This is a genomic window from Streptomyces sp. SID10853, from assembly GCF_010548145.1.
In the GTDB taxonomy this organism is placed as follows: domain Bacteria; phylum Actinomycetota; class Actinomycetes; order Streptomycetales; family Streptomycetaceae; genus Streptomyces.
Genome location: NZ_JAAGLN010000480.1, coordinates 1 through 1,324 on the forward strand (window position 1 = coordinate 1; position 1,324 = coordinate 1,324).

1 protein-coding gene is annotated in these 1,324 nt (G+C 72.5%); it reads right to left on the reverse strand.

Translation table 11 applies throughout. The features are described 5' to 3' along the window. Positions 1–135: 135 nt before the first annotated feature. Positions 136–1,324, reverse strand: a 1,189-nt coding sequence (locus G3I19_RS36485) for a protein kinase (RefSeq protein WP_239075063.1), incomplete at its 5' end; no start/stop codon positions are given.

The window sequence follows — 1,324 nt, forward strand, 5'->3', positions numbered from 1 at the left end:
GCGGGCGGCGCGGCCCCGCTCGCCCAGCGGCTGAGCGGTGGCGGGGAGCCGATCGCTCCGTCGAGGGCGTGGGCGGACTGGACGAAGAGCGGGGACGGTTCGAAGGATTCCCTCGATGTGCGCAGCGCGCGCAGTTCACGCAGCACCCCGCGCAGCTGGAGCGCCATCCCGTCGGCCGTGGCGGTCGTGCGGATCGGGTTTCGGTACGGGCAGTCCGCACGCCATCTCGCCCGGCTCGGGCGGCACCGGGCCGAGCGGGGCGGGCGGCGCGGCCCCGCTCGCCCAGCGGCTGAGCGGTGGCGGGGAGCCGATCGCTCCGTCGAGGGCGTGGGCGGACTGGACGAAGAGCGGGGACGGTTCGAAGGATTCCCTCGATGTGCGCAGCGAGCGCAGTTCACGCAGCACCCCGCGCAGCTGGAGCGCCATCTCGTCGGCCGTGGCGAACCTGGCTCTGCGGTCGGCGTGGGTGGCATGGTCCAGGGCCCTGCGCAGGGACTCGGGGCCCAGCCCCTGGGCGGGCGGGGCTGCGGCGCTGAGTTCGCGCAGGGTCACCCCGAGGCTGAACAGATCGTCCTGGAAGCGGGATTCTCCGTGCGGGCCGACGCCGGGCGCGAAGTAGCCGACGGTGACCGGCCCTTCGGCCCGCTCCCGGCGTACGCTCCCCACGTCGACGATCTTGATCTCGGTGCCGCAGTGCATGACGTTGTGCGGCTTGAGGTCGCCGTACACCTTCCCCTTCTGCTGATGGAGGTAGCTGAGGGCGTTGAGGATGCGGATGCCGTATCCGAGTACGAACTCGTGGAAGCGCACCCCGCCGAAGGATCCGGGGTCGTTGACGACGCGGACCCGGACCTCTTCGAGGGTCAGCCCGTTCGCGTATTCGAGGACCAGGAACTCGCCCGCCGGATCGTGGCTGCCGTAGTTGAACACCCTGATGAGATCGGGGTGGTTGAGGGCGACCAGCTCCTGGCGTTCGCTGCGCATCGCCTTCTCACCGAGCCTGATGTCCGGGTGGCGCGCGCTGTCCGGGTCGCCGTCGTGCTGCTGGTGCAGGAATTTGAGCGCGACGGGGCGGTTCTCCAGCCGGGTGTCCTCGGCGAGGTGGACCTCGCCCATGCCTCCGTAGCCGATGCTCCGGATCAGCCGGTACTGACCGGCGAGCATCCGGTCGGGGCCCAGGCCGAGGCCCCGCAGCCGGGCGGCGTCGTACGGGCCCGCCACCGGTGCCGCCGGCCGCACCTCGGGGAGTACCAGCGGGTCGTGGTCCTTGTCGGGCGGCGGGAGCAGCACGGCGGCGGGCCGCGCGCCGTCGGACGGTGCCGGG